We start from the raw sequence: 13,458 nt of genomic DNA on the forward strand, positions 1-13,458 counted from the left end.
GTGCGCTCCTGGCTGGTGCTGCGCTGCGAGAGCCTCGGCTCGCCCGACGCCGCCCAGCGGCGGGGCGGCGGCACCGCCGGCGCGCGGGCGGCGACGGCCGCCGCCACCGCCCGCGTCCGGGCCCGCCTCGCCGCGGCCGGCGCCCCCACCACCCCGCTGAGCGCCTCCGAGGTCCGTGACCTGCTGCGGGAGACCGGGGACGCGGCCGGCGAGGGACGGGCGCTGCGGACCAGCTGGGCCGGCGCCGACCTCACCCACTGCTCGGTCGCCGTGCCGGTCGCCTCCCAGGACGAGTGGTCGCGACTGCTGAGCGGCCTGGCCGGCTGCGCCGCGGAACGCGTGGTCGCCGCCGCCACCTTCACCAGGGAAGGATCGGCGCTGCGGGTCCTGACCGCGGTGCGCGTGGTCAGCGTGATGGCCCAGCACGCGGCGGCCGAACGCGAGCGCCTGCTGCGGGCCGGTGTCCTGCCCGACACCCCGACCGACCAGCGGGCCGGGCTGCTGGCCACCCTGCCCGTCGCCCACCCCTTCCGTTCGCTGGTCGACACGATCGGCATCGGCTCCCCGGGAGCACCACGATGAACCTCCGCGACCACCAGGAACCGCCCACCGCGCACTGGCGGGACGACCCCGGGGCCCCCTTCCGGCTCACCCGGGCCGACGCCGGCGTCCAGCTGGGCACCAGCCGCGACGGCCGGGTCGTCACGCTGCCCGCCGGCCCGGCGCCGACCCGCGTCGCGGTCCTCGGGGAGTCGCTGTTCGGCCGCCTCTTCGGCCTCCGGATGCTGGCCGTCGGCGCCCGGGTCACCGCGGCCACCCGGGTGCCCGACCAGTGGCGCCCCCTCGCGCGGGTCGCCGGCGACCGGCTGACGATCGCCGACCGCGTGACCGCCTGGCCCACCCTCCCGCCCGCGCCGCCCGCCCAGGAGGGCGGCCCGCAGGCCCTCGTCTGCGACCTGCGCCGCCCGCCACCCGCCACCCTGGCGAACGGCCCCTGGCGAACGGTCCTGCACGTCACCCGGGACGCGCCCCGCCGCTCGTACTTCTGGTCGGCGCCCGACGCGCTGCTCGCCCTCGACGCCCGCTTCGCCGACACCACAGGACGCCTCCTCGGTGCGGAGGCGGCCCGGCTGACCGCCACCCTGGCCCCCGGCGAGGTCATCCTCTTCCGCCCCACCGGCACCGAGATCCTCCGCCCCGACATCTCCCCGGCGGAGACCACGCTGCTGACCCCGGGCCGCGCCTGACGACGGGCCGGTGCCGCCGGTGCGCGGCCGGGCGGGTCAGGGCCTGACGGAGCCCGAACTCGTGTCCGGCGCGGTGAAGTCGTGGCTGCCCGAGGCGACCCGGTAGCGCGCGCGGTCGCCCTCGATGCCCTGGAAGGTCGCGCCACGGGAGGTGGTCACCGCCGGCTCGCCGCCGGTGGGCAGCCGTACCTCGGCGGTGCTGTTGGGCGGCACCCGCACCGTGAGCCGGAACGTGCCGCCCCGGCGCGTCCACTCGGAGGCGACCTCGCCGTGCGGCGTCCGGTAGCTGCCGGCGACGTGGGTGAGGTCGCCGACGACGCGCGGGTCGATGACCAGGTCGCGGAAGCCGACGGAGCCGCGGGCCTGCCGGATACCGGCCAGGCCGCGGTGGAACCACTCCTCGATCTGCAGGAGGATCATGTGGTTCCTGGAGTTGCCGAGGTCCCACTGTTCGGGGACGGTGGTGAGTCCTTCGGGGTTGGCGGTGGTCGGGGTCAGGAAGAAGCCGTAGCCGGGCCTGGTGTCCTCCCGGAGCACGTCCCACAGCACGTCGTCGCGGCCACCGGCCGTCAACGCCCGGACGGTGGGGGCGAGTCCGATCGTCCCGGCGCTGAGGTGCGGACCGCCGCCGAACGGCCGGTAGGCGTGGACCAGTTCGACGAGGGCGTCGAGGACCCGGCCCCGTTCGCCCTCGGGCACGAGGTCCTCGTCGAGCGCCAGCGCCTGGGCGGCCTGGGTGGCGCCGGCGGTGCCCCGCTCGCCCTCGGCGGTGTAGCGGCCCGCCGCCCGGTTGTAGAAGGCCGCGTTGAAGGCGTCCCTGATGGCCGTGGCCAGCTCGCGGTACTCCTCGGCGTCGGCGGTGCGGCCGAGCAGCGCGGCCATCCTCGCCATCCGGTCCACGGTCTGGAAGTAGCCCCAGGTGCCGGTGATCCGGCCGGACGTGCCGCCGTCCGCCGCCACCCAGTCCGCGAGCGCGCCGTCGACGAGGTGGGCGTCCGCGCCCGTCCCGGCCTTCCGGTTCCTGATGTAGTCCAGGAACGCCCGCATCTCCGGGTAGTGACGCTCCATCAGCTGGGTGTCGCCGTACGTCTCGTGGTGCAGCCACGGCACGAGGACGATGCCGTTGCCCCAGTTGACCTCGTCCCCGAACCGGCCCAGGTAACCCCAGTCGTAGACCGGGGCCTTGAGGGCGACGTTGCCGATGTTCTCCCCCGCCCTCGACTGGCCCTCGACCAGGTGGCGTTGCATGGTGCGCAGATAGGCGTCGAAGCCGAAGTTGCGCGCCAGCGAGCCGAACGGCTGCGTGTAGTCGGCCGGGTACGCCAGCTTCTCCCGCCCCGGGCAGTCGGTGAACGTCGACATCATGTTGGACGCGATCGAGTAACGGGCCATGCGGTGGACGCGGTTGATCCGCTCGTCGGAGGTCTCCAACTCGCCCGCCACCGGGGTGTCCGCGTGCAGCTGGAGGCCGCGGACCGTTCGGACGGTGGGGGTGTGGCCGTCCGGCAGGCCGGTCACCTGGAGCCACTGCATGCCGAAGTAGTCGAACGTCGGGTGCCACGTCTCGCCGTCCGGGTCGCCGTGGGTGGTGTACGCGGCGAAGACGTCGGTGCCCCGGCCGCTCCCGCCGCCCATCAGGGACCGCTGGTCGACGGTGCCGTCCGGCGCCAGCGACTCCGCCGGCCGCATCGCCACGGTCGTGCCGGCCGGCACCGTCCCGTCGAGCGTGATCTCCGGCCAGCCGGCGAAGTTCTGCCCGAAGTCGAACACCCACACCCCGGGCCTGGGTTGCGTGACGCGCACCGGCCGGACGCGGTCGACGACCTTCACCGGCTCGGCCACCCGCCAGACGAGTTCGGTGGTGAGGTTGGGCGGCGGGGCGATGCCGGCCGCGACCCAGCCGACCGGGGTGCCGTCGCGGCGCCTGGCCGTGTCGTCCAGGTCGGCACCGGGCTCGGTCCAGCCGGGCTGCTCGCGGCGCGAGTCGTGGTCCGTCCCCGAGTACCAGTTGCTGGTCACGGTGGGGCCGAGCGCGGTGACCCACGAGCGGTCGGTGACCACGACGTCGACCGAGCCGTCGGCCCGGGTCAGTTCGAGACGGGCGATCATCCGGGGCGACACGGCGGCGCCCGCGCTCGGATCGGTGCTGGCCAGCGGGTTCCCCGAGCCGGTCACCGACGCGCCGGCCGCGTGCTCGGCGTCCAGGGCCGGTCGGAAGGTGATGCCGCTGCCTCCCGCGCCCGCGGTGCCGATCGCGGTGATCTCGCGCGACTCGAGCCGGTCACCGCCGTCGCCCGTGTCGATGTTGATCGTGCCGCCCAGGTGGTAGCCGGTCACGTCGCTCACCCGCACGGTGCTCGCCCCGGCGGGCGCCGGGGCCGCCAGCGTCCCGCTCCCCTTGGGCTGGCTCTGCCACCAGCTGTACGGGGCCGTACGGCCCGTCTCCTCGTTCCCGACGGACCGGGTGACCAGGGCCGTCCCGTGCCCCAGCGCGACCCCGAGGGTGTTGGCGCCGGTCCGGACCAGCCGGGTCACGTCGTAGGCGCGGTACTCGGTGGACAGCTGGTAGTTGGAGTTGCCTGGCGCCAGCACCTCGTCGGTCACGGCCGCGCCGTTCACCCGCACGTCGTGGAGCCCGACCCCGGCCAGGTAAAGACGGGCCCTGGTCACCCGCGCCCCGCCCCGCCCGTCGACCGTGAACGCCCGCGCGAAGAGCGGCAGCGGCTCGTCGACGCCCCGGCCCGGGTGCTCGATCCACCGGGCCTCGCCCCAGTCGCCGCGCTCCAGCAACCCCATCTCCCAGCGGGCCGGACGGCTCCAGGGCGTCGCCTCACCACCAGCGCTCCAGACCCTCACCTGCCACACCACCGCCTGCCGTGACCGGAGTTCGGCCCCTCCCCACGCGATGTCGAACTGCGCGGCCGAACGCACCACCCCGGAGTCCCAGAGCAACGAACCGCCGGTGAGCTCCCGTTCGCTGCCCGCGGCCCGGATCCGGTAGGCCGCCTGCGCCCAGCCGGCGGGGGCGTTCGTCACCTGCCAGCTCAACCTCGGCGCGGTGTCGTCGACACCCAGCGGGTCGTCCGCACGGCCGTCGACCCGGAGGTTCCCGACCGTCGCGCGACCGGAGTCGGGCGAAGCCGGACCGGCGGCGCCGGCCGGGGCGGCCGCCGGGACGGGCACCATCGCACCCGCCCCGGTGCCGACGAGGATCCCGACGACCTGCCTGCGGTTCAGGGCCCCACCGTGCGATGCTGCGCTCATCGGAAACCGCCTCCCGATTGATACGTTTCAGTCCCCTCTCGCCGCAAGCTAGCCGCGCCCCCGGCAACGGCCAACCCCCCGCGTAACGATGGAAAGGACCGGACTCGACCTCAGCCACGACGGGAGGACCCCGGCGACCGCTGCGGCCCCCCTCACACCGGGACAGGCCGCCGCCGTCCGCGCCCAGCTCGGGCAGGCCGGTCCCCTCGCGGCCTCACGGGATCTCCCGAATTCCGGCTCGGCCAGCGGCCAGTCTCTCCGCCGCCCGCACCAGTTTCCTCATGGTGGGCGCGAAACCCAGGGTGTCCATCTCTTCGGCGCGGGCGCGGTTCCAGGAGATGAGCCGGTTCAGCCGGTCCACGTCTTCGAGAGCCTGGAAGACGTCCTCGGGGCGCAGCGGATCCAGGACCTGCCAACCGTGGTGTTCCACCAACTCCCGGAGGACGGGATACGGCCCGGCCGCGACGGGCTTTCCCGCGACCATCGCCTCCGGAACCGGCTGGCCGAAGCCTTCCCACGTGGATGTGAGCACGACCAGATCGGCGGCGGCGTACATGTCGCTCCGCCGGGCCACGGATCCCATCACGAGACCGGGTGCGGTCGCGAAGACCTCCTGGGTCTCCGGCGGAACGGACTCCCACTGCGCCGAGGTGTGCGTGACCCAGTACCTGACCCTCCGGGTTTCGCCGTAGAGCCGCTGCAGGGAGCGGGCGAGCTCGACCGCCGCCGGGACGTTCTTCCGCTTACCCAGCGCGATCGGGTGCAGCACGAGCAGGTCCTCGTCGGCGACCCGCAACGCCCGCCTGGTACCCGACCTGTCGCCGCCCACCAACTCTCGACGGTCCACCGTGTTGTACGCCGTCACCAGGGCGTGCCGTTCCGGCAACTCCGGGTAACGGTCGGCGAATTCCCGTTCGGTGATCCTGTTGATGGTGACGTGCAGCATTCTCGGGTGGTGGATCGGGAGTCCGGACGAGGGATCATGTGGCCCCCAGAGCCCGGACACTATCTGCCAACCGGGGTCATGGTGCCTGACAATCGTCGGCACTTTCTCCCGCAGCAGGACGTCCTGCCACCCCAGAGCGGCTTCGGGCGCGGACGGCAGCGTTCCGAGATTGTCGAGTACGACCAGGTCGGCCTGGCGCACGAGTTCCCGCACGGCACGTTCGTCCAGCGGCGGACAGGGGCGCCCCGGCAGGTCCGCCCACATGCCCGTGATGAGCACGTCCCCTGGCTCCCGGTGAACATAGTGGCTCGCCACCCGGACGACGTCGAACCCGAGGTGGGCGAGAACGGTGTGCCATTTCTCGGCCGCGACGCTGACACCGTCGAACCCACCCAGGCGGTGGGACACCAAGAGAGCCTTCGGCATGCGCCGTCCCCCATATCCATCCGATGTGGTCGTGCTGGTCCTGGTCGACTGGGGGCGTGCGCCCCCGGGAGCCCCACGGCTTCGGCAGCCGGGAGGGCAGGCCACGGGGACGGGTACCGGTCTTCGTCGAGCCCACGACCAGGAGTTCACCAGCCCCTGAGGCGTCGGCGACAGCCGGCCCCCGTCCCGCGAGCCGGCGCGTGCTCGTCCGCGAAGAGATCAGCCGCGTCCAGCGCCAGGACCGGAGTCCGGGCGCGAACGGGCCGTCCTTGATCGGAGCTTCCTCGCGTGTCCAGCGAAGCCGCCCGTTCGTGCCGTCCTCCGGGACCACCCACTGCGACGGCCACCCGGACGGGAGCCGCCGCGACTCGATCGACTCCCGCGCGGCCGAGAGGTGGTCGTGGCCGCCGTCGGACAGCAGCGCGAGGACGCTGGTCTCAGGCACCGGGCTGCTCCTCACGGATCGGCGGCCACGACGGACGTGGGTCTCGTACTCAACTGGGCCCGATCGCCCGGGAAGGGAGGTATACCAGCTCCACACGGCGTCCGTCCGTGCCCTACGTCACCTCGGACCTCCTGCTCCGACGCCTCGTGGGGCGGCGGCATCAGGCTCGATCCCGACACCCCACGACCGATATGGGTGCCGGGTCACCGAGTTCGCGCGAGGTCGACCAGCTGATGCATCACGGTGGGCGGCAAAGCCGGATTGGCCGCGGCGGCGCACGCGCAGTGCGGCAGCGTGAGCCGTCGCAGCAGCTCACCGAGGGGGAGCCTCGGATCCCGCACCGCCCAGTCCCCCACGTCGGGGTCGTCGGCCAACCGCAGCGGCAGCTCCGGGCCTGCTTCCGGGTCGTCCAGCGCGGCGCGACGCAGCCGGGGGTTGGGGTCGTCGGCGAACCTGGCCAGACCGGACCGGGCGAAGTGGGGGTGCGACCTCAGGACTGACCAGCCTCGGTCGTCTGCTGTGGCGTACATCTCCACCAGCAGTTCGTGCGGCGCGTTCGCACAGTTGCACAGGTAGCGGCGCACTGTCTGATCCTCGTCAGCGGCCAACCGAGTCACCACGTCGTCCGGCAGATGCCGCTGCCGGGCAAGCGCACGCCGCAGCCCCACGTGCGCGGAGGCGGCGACGCGCCGCGCCGTCTCGGGGTCCGCTGCCGCCTCCTTCAGCCAGTGCGGCTGTGGAAACCCCTCCGATTCCGTCACCTCGTACCGGATGGACGCGCGCTGTTCCTCGGTGAGGTCCGCCCGCATCGAAAGGGCGAGCCGGACCGCGTTGTCGGGGTCGTCGGAGAGTCGCAGGGCACGAGGCAGCGGCACCTCGGGATCACCGGCGGCGGCCCAGCGGACGGCCGAGTTCTCGTGTGCCACTCGCTCCTCGACCGTCAGCACCCGCGGCTGCTCCCGGACGCGGCACAACTCGGCGACCTTCTCGCGGACCGCCGGAGAAGGATCGTCGAGCAGCCGCTGCCGAACCGGCACCGCGAGCCGCTCCCACACCTCCCTGCTCAGCACCCCGGCGCGTACGTCGGGGTCCTCGTCCGCGACAAGCCCGTCCTGTACCTCGGGAGCCAGCATCCGGTAGCCACTGACCGTCCGCCTGACCTTCGGTTCGGTGTCCCGGGCCAGCGCCTCCAGCACCCCCGCCGGGATCCGGCGCCCGAATTCGACGAGCAGGACGGCGTACGCGAACCGCACCCGGGGCTCCACGTCGTACGCGAGCCGCCCCAGCTCATCGACATCCGCGGTCTCGTTCTCCGCGACCGTCAGCCGGTGCTGCGTCCACGGGGACGCCACCGCGATGGCGGTCGCCTCGGCATCCAGCCTTCGCCAGGCCAGCCACGACCGATGCGTGGGGAGTTCCTCGAACTCCAGCAGCCGCCGCAGCACCGCTCCCGGCAGGGCGGGGTTGGCCGCCAGCCCACGTAGCCACTCCCGCGTCACGGCCTCATCCCTACCGGCCCGCTCCAAGGCCCCGTCCACCCCAGGCATCTGCCCACTCTCCTGCCCCGGCACGCCGACGGCGGTCCGCGCGCGACAGGGTCTCAAGCGCTGCCGTTCCCGGTGACGTCGACATCTCACCGCCCCGGGCGCCTTCCGAGACGGTGAGCAGTCCGGACTCCAGCCGCGCCCTGCCCCGGCCGACCGTCGGATGCGGGCCCGTCCACCGGGAGTCAGCTGTTCAGCCAGGGAGCGAGGAGATCACGGTGGATGATGACGACGTCGTTGACCACACACCGCGGGCCGTGTGACGTCCGACCGCGAGTCGTCCTCATCGCCCCTGCGAGGAGGGCTTTCCCCATGAGTCGTGACGGCAGATGTTCACGGGTTATGGCGGCAGTAGGGGGCTTGTTGGGACAGGACCGGTGTGTTCCCGGTGAAAGAGCCTGGCCTCGCCGCAGGTGGTGTGGGTCGGGCTGCACGCCGCGGTCTGGCGAGGCCACCGACGTGGCATGTCGGCGCGGTGGCTGGAGGCGAGCACCGCTCCTGGATCCGGTGGGGCCCCGGCCGGGTCAGGAGATGCCGGGGGGACAGTGGTCACTCAGGTGGTCATGGGGCCGTGGCGACCAGGCCGCCGTCGATGACCAGGTCCTGGCCGTTGATGTAGGCGGCTTCGTTGGACGCGAGGAACGCGACCGTGCCGGCGACCTCGTCGGCGGTGCCGGCCCGACCCGCGAGGATCCGGGCGGCGACCGCGGCCTCCTCCGCCGGCGGGACCGCCGCCCGGTACATCGCGGTGTCGATGTAGCCGGGGCTCACCGAGTTGACCCGTATGCCCCGAGGGCCGAGCTCGGCGGCGAGCGTGCGGGCCAGGCTGTGGACCGCGGCCTTGGTCGCCGAGTACAGGGCGGCACCGGGAAGGCCCCGGTGCGCGGTCCACGAGGCGTTGATCACGATGGCGGCGTCGTCGGCGAGCAGCGGGATGGTCTGCTGGATCGTGAAGAGTACGCCTTTGAGGTTGCTGCCGACTACGCGGTCGAACTCAGCCTCGGTGAGTTCGACGGTGGGCTGGAACGTCGCGACGCCGGCGTTGGCGAAGACGACGTCGAGCCGGCCATGGCGCGCCCGGACCTCGTCCGCGAGGGCCCGCGTGTCAGCGACCCGCGAGGCGTCGGCCCGCACCGTCAGGACCCGGTCGCCACCGTCGAGTTGCTTGACCGCGGCGTCCAGTCTGGCCGCGTCGCGGCCGGTGATGATCAACCGGGCGCCCTCGGACAGCAGGCGGCGGGCGGTGGCCAGGCCCATGCCGCTGGTGCCGCCGGTGATGAGCGCGATCTTGTTCTCGAATCGGGAGGTGCTGGTGGTCGTCATGGATGTCAGCATGCGGCCGGCCAGGAGGGCTTAACAGTGTCCACTCAACCGGGGACTGGCACCACCACCCTGCCGTCAGCCCGAAAGACGGGCCAGCCTGGAACCGGTGCCGGTGCCGGGCCGCGGGTTGTGCAACTCCACGCGAAGGCCGGGCCGGTGAGGCAGGGAAAGGACCGAGGTGTCGAAGGCCAGTGCTCCCGCGTCCGGGTGCCGCACGACCTTCACCGCCTGGTTCACCGCGGCCACATCGTGCCGCGCCCACAGCCCCTCGAAATCACGGCTTGCCTCCCTGAGCTCGACGACGACGCGGCGGAAACCGGCGTCGCCGGGGTGCCGGGCCGCCTCGGCGCGGAAGGTGGCGACCACCCCCGGGGCGACCGACGACCACTGCTCGTTCATGGACCGGTAGCGGGGGCTGGTGAAGAACGACACCAGGCAGTTGTGATCGGCATCGTCGTAGCCGAACACCGCCGACGCGGCCTCGTTACGCGCCACGATGTTCCAGTACCGGTCCAGCAGCAGGGCCGGCCGCGGCGTCCAGGCGTCGATCAGCCGCCGCAACTCGGCGGTGGCCGCGGCGTCGGCCGTACCCGCCGACGGTGGGTTGAGCCCAGCCAACCGGTACAGGTACTCACGCTCGAGCCCGTCCAGGCGCAGCGCCCGGCCGATGGCGTCCAGCACATCGGGGGAGACATTGATGTCGCGGCCCTGTTCCAGCCACGTGTACCAGGACACGCCGACACCGGCCAGCATCGCGACCTCTTCCCGCCGCAACCCCGGGGTACGGCGCCGTCCGGCCGAGGGAAGGCCCACATCCACGGGGGCGAGCCGAGCCCGACGGGTGCGGAGGAAATCGCGGAGTTCAGCGCGGCGGACGGATCGCCTGTCACTCACCATGCGAAAACGGTACGCGCCCCGCGCGGGCAACGACACGGCAGACCGCCCCACCGCCCTTCACCCCACAGCGCCGTCGTCTCTCATCGACACACCGGCACGCAACAGTCATCAGACGCTCCTGGACATGCACGAAGCCACGAGAGGTACCGACTTGGTGCAGGTCAGCCCGGCGACAACAACGACGCGGCACCGGCTCGCGTCCTCACCGCTCCTGCGAGAGGTGCCAACCGGACGAGGTTCAGCCCGGTTGAGGCTCCTTGGAATCGGCCGTACTGCTCGATGTCCCCCCTTGGTTGTGGGATCAGCCAATGCCCTGATCTCGCATGCCTCGGGGGGTGACCGAGACCTCGCATGCCGCCGCGTCCCGCCTCATCCGAGGCGGTGGCAGGGCCGAACGTTCGTTACGCACCCGTCCACAACGGCGGCGTTGGAAGGCCGAAGTGGCGCGCGAGGATCCCCACCGCTACCGCGCCGTCCTCGTTGAAGCCCGGCTCCGTCGCATAGCGCGATGTATCCCTGCCCACCAGGCCCGCCGCCAGGAACTCCGGGAGCAAATGGTCTGCCATCGCACCGCCCCGCCGCGACTCCCTGCGGGCGCCCAGGTTGAGGTAGAGCTGCTCGAAGCCGCTGCGGTGGTAGGCAAACTGGAAGGGATGCTGCGGGCAGTGCGGGACCACGTAGCTCTGGCCATGTGAACACTCACACGCCGGTGTGGACGCCAGGAACACGGTCTCCGCCCTGACTCCGGCCAGTTCCACGAAGCGGTAGCCCGTGATGTCCCTGGCCAACTCCTCCGCGCCCTGCCCGTACGGCGCCGCATAGGCGTCCTGCAGCACCCACCCCCAGCCGCCATCCTCACCCACGGCCTGTGCCGGTCGCCCCGAATCCGTCAGAAGCCGCTGCAGCAGGCTGGCATCCATGCCCCGGCAGAACGTGGCGAACGTGTCCGGAGGCAGCCAGCTCACCCCACCACCTCCGCAGCCAGCGGCGGCGACGGCAGGCCGAAGGCGGCCGCTATCGCGCTCACCAAGCGGTCGTCGTCGTCATAGCGATGGTCGAAGCAGTCATGCCCGTCTTCGTCTTCCTGCTCGCAGTACGCGTCCGGGCCTATCAGCCCCGCGTCCAGCAGCTCGGCCGACAGGTAGTCCGGGTTGTCCCCCACTCGCTGGCCCAGGTCCTCGAAACTGAAGTGCAGCACGCACCGGCCGTCCGAGTAATAGGTGAAGTCGGGCGAGTGCGCCTTGGCGCTGCATGGCTCCAGCACGAACACCACCGCCTCGGCCTTCCCCTCGCACAGCGGCCGATAATCCACCGGGTCGTAGTCGTTGATCTCCGGGGCGAAAGTGTCGTGCACTGCCCAGACCCACCCGCTGGCCGACCCCGTCTCCAGCACGTGACGCCGACGCCGCAACCCGTCGAGCCCTTTGGCGAGGGCATCGGCGGGCAGCCCGCGGACGAAGACAAGATTCACCTCGTGGCCCCGATACGACTCCCCGAGCCGACTGTCGATCCAACTCTTCATACCCGCACCCTAGGCACCCCCACCGACAGCCGAACGACGGACCATCACCGCGACGCTTCGCGATGGGACAGCGGATCCTCAAAGGCCGGGCGAACCCGCCTCGTCGACCTCCGCCATGTCGTGGCTGGGGAACGGGCCAATCACGGGTGGGGAATTTCAGAGATCTCATCAGCCCGGTCCGGGTCCCGCGCGCTCGTCCACGTGCCTCGCGCGCCGGGGGCCCCGGAAGATCCCGCGGCCGGAGTCCCCGACGTCGCGGCGCTCGTTGACCGGATGCGGTCGGCGGAGCTGGACATCCGACTGGAGACGTCCGGCGACCTCACCGCCCTCCCCGCACCGGTCTCCCTCGCCGTCCACCGGATCGTTCAGGAGGCCCTCACCAACACGGTCCGCCACGCGGGGGCGGCACGGGCCGACGTGACCGTCCGATGCGGCCGCGGGCGGGTGGAGGTAGGCGTCACCGACGACGGCCGGCCCCCGCCGGAGACACCGGGGGCCGGAGAGCGGTCACGAGAGACTGACGCCGGGGCGAGGACGTTAGTCACCCCGTTAGTCACGCAGAGGCCCCCTCCCTTGCGGGAGGGGGCCTCTGACCTGTGGAGCTAAGGAGAATTGAACTCCTGACCTCTTGCATGCCATGCAATCCACCCCCCGGCAGGGCGGGCCACATCAGCCCGCTGACCTGCACGAACCGTCCTCCGACGTCCACGGCCGACCACGGCGATCCGCACCCGTTGTCACTCAGATAGTCACTCACTACTGGCCTTTGGCACATCACCAATGTCAGCCGTTAGGCGCGCTTCGGGTGAGGCGTCCGCTCATGTGTGCTCATGCCGTGAGAAAGGCGATGCAGTCCGCGTCATTCGCGGTAACCAGGGCGTGGGACTCGTATCGGTGCTCCCCGCCCGCTCGCGTGTAGTACGACGTGTCCGCACTGATCGGGACCCCTCTGCGCTCGGCACGGAACACGGTGTCGTAGTCGAATTCCTCATCGGAGTCGAGCTCCACATACCGGTTCTCCGAGACGAACTCCGGGATCCAGCTGCAAGGGATGACGAACCTCGCAGACATCGGGTAGCCGTCGAGTCCCTGTGAGGCGGTGTACCGAACGCCCTCGGCGCTGTCCGGCAGAACGAGCCCGTGATCGGACAACGCCTCCTCCAACGACACATCCACCGGCGCGTCGTCGTACTGGTTCGGAAAATGGTGGCCCTCGTCCGCAGACCAATACCACACAAGGACGCCGCCGACGAGGATGACACCCAACAGGACCCACCACCGCCATGGACTTCTGTCACGCATCCGCTATCCGCCTAAGCTGACGTGTACCGATACGCACGCTTCGGGTGAGGCGTCCACCCATTGCGCTCATGCCGTAAGAAAGACGGTGCAATCCGCATCGTCCGCGGTGGCCAAGGCGTAAGACTCAAGTCCGTAGCCCCCGCCCTCTCGCATGTAATACGACGTGTCCGCACCGATCGGGACCCCTCTATCCTCGGCATCAAGCACGGTACCCGGGTCGAATCCCTCATCGGAGTCGAGCTCCGCATAGCCGTTGTCCGAAACGAACTCCGGCACCCGGTCGCAGGGCATGGTGAACCTCGCAGACATCGGGTAGCCGTCGAGTCCCTGTGAGGCGGTGTACCGAACGCCCTCGGCGCTGTCCGGCAGAACGAGCCCGTGATCGGACAACGCCTCCTCCAACGACACATCCACCGGCGCGTCGTCGTACTGGTTCGGAAAATGGTGGTCCTCGTCCGCAGACCAATACCACACAAGGACGCCGCCGACGAGGATGACACCCAACAGGACCCACCACCGCCATGGACTTCTGTCACGCATCC

Annotated in this window: 11 protein-coding genes; 2 read left to right on the top strand and 9 right to left on the bottom strand. The window is 71.5% G+C overall.

Annotated elements, in window-relative coordinates:
- Positions 1 to 582 (top strand): type VII secretion protein EccE (locus ACFWI8_RS22660; protein ID WP_387094555.1); only part of this gene is annotated, 582 nt, incomplete at its 5' end.
- Positions 579 to 1,247: a hypothetical protein gene (locus tag ACFWI8_RS22665; RefSeq protein WP_387094557.1), complete on the top strand. Its 669-nt coding sequence runs from the start codon at positions 579 to 581 to the stop codon at positions 1,245 to 1,247. The genes ACFWI8_RS22660 and ACFWI8_RS22665, both read left to right, overlap by 4 nt.
- A 36-nt stretch (positions 1,248 to 1,283) precedes the next feature.
- Here ACFWI8_RS22665 and ACFWI8_RS22670 read toward each other — a convergent pair whose 3' ends face one another.
- The 9 genes from ACFWI8_RS22670 to ACFWI8_RS22710 form a co-directional block, all read right to left on the bottom strand.
- A complete protein-coding gene (locus ACFWI8_RS22670) occupies positions 1,284 to 4,511 on the bottom strand; it encodes a family 78 glycoside hydrolase catalytic domain (RefSeq protein WP_387094559.1) in 3,228 nt (1,075 codons plus the stop codon).
- A 214-nt stretch (positions 4,512 to 4,725) separates the two neighbouring features.
- Positions 4,726 to 5,865 (bottom strand): glycosyltransferase family 4 protein, encoded by a 1,140-nt coding sequence (locus ACFWI8_RS22675; protein WP_387094561.1) that lies wholly within the window; start codon positions 5,863 to 5,865, stop codon positions 4,726 to 4,728.
- A gap of 666 nt (positions 5,866 to 6,531) precedes the next feature.
- Positions 6,532 to 7,827 (bottom strand): HEAT repeat domain-containing protein, encoded by a 1,296-nt coding sequence (locus ACFWI8_RS22680; RefSeq protein WP_387094563.1) that lies wholly within the window; start codon positions 7,825 to 7,827, stop codon positions 6,532 to 6,534.
- Positions 7,828 to 8,433: 606 nt separating this feature from the next.
- Positions 8,434 to 9,195 carry a glucose 1-dehydrogenase gene (locus ACFWI8_RS22685; RefSeq protein ID WP_387094565.1) on the bottom strand — a complete coding sequence of 254 codons (762 nt, stop codon included), beginning with the start codon at positions 9,193 to 9,195 and terminating at the stop codon, positions 8,434 to 8,436.
- 75 nt (positions 9,196 to 9,270) lie between these two features.
- A complete protein-coding gene (locus ACFWI8_RS22690; protein ID WP_387094654.1) occupies positions 9,271 to 10,092 on the bottom strand; it encodes a helix-turn-helix transcriptional regulator in 822 nt (273 codons plus the stop codon).
- A 401-nt stretch (positions 10,093 to 10,493) separates the two neighbouring features.
- The gene (locus ACFWI8_RS22695) at positions 10,494 to 11,057 is read right to left on the bottom strand and encodes a hypothetical protein (protein ID WP_387094567.1); all 564 of its coding nucleotides are present in this window, start codon (positions 11,055 to 11,057) and stop codon (positions 10,494 to 10,496) included.
- A complete protein-coding gene (locus tag ACFWI8_RS22700) occupies positions 11,054 to 11,614 on the bottom strand; it encodes a hypothetical protein (protein ID WP_387094569.1) in 561 nt (186 codons plus the stop codon). The genes ACFWI8_RS22695 and ACFWI8_RS22700 overlap by 4 nt, the downstream gene beginning before the upstream one ends.
- Positions 11,615 to 12,442: 828 nt before the next feature.
- Positions 12,443 to 12,880, bottom strand: a complete 438-nt coding sequence (locus ACFWI8_RS22705; protein WP_387094571.1) for a hypothetical protein — start codon at positions 12,878 to 12,880, stop codon at positions 12,443 to 12,445.
- Positions 12,881 to 12,982: 102 nt separating this feature from the next.
- The gene (locus ACFWI8_RS22710; RefSeq protein ID WP_387094573.1) at positions 12,983 to 13,456 is read right to left on the bottom strand and encodes a hypothetical protein; all 474 of its coding nucleotides are present in this window, start codon (positions 13,454 to 13,456) and stop codon (positions 12,983 to 12,985) included.
- Between the last annotated feature and the right edge of the window lie 2 nt (positions 13,457 to 13,458).

This window comes from Streptomyces sp. NPDC127098 (assembly GCF_042722465.1).
GTDB classification, from domain to species: Bacteria; Actinomycetota; Actinomycetes; order Streptomycetales; family Streptomycetaceae; genus Streptomyces; species Streptomyces millisiae.

What these genes read in the sequence shown, in the direction of transcription:
- ACFWI8_RS22670 (WP_387094559.1), bottom strand. Translation starts at nt 4,511, where the DNA reads ATGAGCGCAGCATCGCACGGTGGGGCCCTGAACCGCAGGCAGGTCGTC.
- ACFWI8_RS22685 (WP_387094565.1), bottom strand. Translation starts at nt 9,195, where the DNA reads ATGACGACCACCAGCACCTCCCGATTCGAGAACAAGATCGCGCTCATC.
- ACFWI8_RS22690 (WP_387094654.1), bottom strand. Translation starts at nt 10,092, where the DNA reads ATGGTGAGTGACAGGCGATCCGTCCGCCGCGCTGAACTCCGCGATTTC.
- ACFWI8_RS22710 (WP_387094573.1), bottom strand. Translation starts at nt 13,456, where the DNA reads ATGCGTGACAGAAGTCCATGGCGGTGGTGGGTCCTGTTGGGTGTCATC.
- ACFWI8_RS22700 (WP_387094569.1), bottom strand. Translation starts at nt 11,614, where the DNA reads ATGAAGAGTTGGATCGACAGTCGGCTCGGGGAGTCGTATCGGGGCCAC.
- ACFWI8_RS22665 (WP_387094557.1), top strand. Translation starts at nt 579, where the DNA reads ATGAACCTCCGCGACCACCAGGAACCGCCCACCGCGCACTGGCGGGAC.